The 297-nt window shown below is 43.4% G+C and carries 1 protein-coding gene; it reads right to left on the reverse strand.

Annotated features, from left to right (window positions below):
* Nucleotides 1–16: 16 nt before the first annotated feature.
* Nucleotides 17–297: hypothetical protein (locus P0G09_RS19280; protein ID WP_342760576.1), on the reverse strand; the 281-nt coding region annotated here is incomplete at its 5' end.

Below are 297 nucleotides of genomic sequence, written 5' to 3' on the forward strand. Positions count from 1 at the left end.
CCTGAGCATAAATTTCCTAGCTTGATTCCTTGTACAGAATGTGCCAAAATCGGTAAAGATAGCCCGCCAAATACATAACTTCATTATCATATCGAGCAATTCCCTTTATAGTCTGTGGACACTCGTCCGCAAAATCTTCCAGAAGATACTCTTCTCCCGCCCATTGCATCCGATTGTACTCCGAATCCAAATCACGGGCAACTCTGGAACGCCTGAACTGTTTCATAAAATCTTCACTGTCGTAACCTGCTTTCCATGCAAGCTTAAAGAGGCGACCTTGAATGTCGCAAATTTGCA

Origin of the sequence: Faecalibacterium sp. DFI.5.82 (genome assembly GCF_029076575.1) — a bacterium.
GTDB classification, from domain to species: Bacteria; Bacillota; Clostridia; order Oscillospirales; family Ruminococcaceae; genus Faecalibacterium; species Faecalibacterium duncaniae.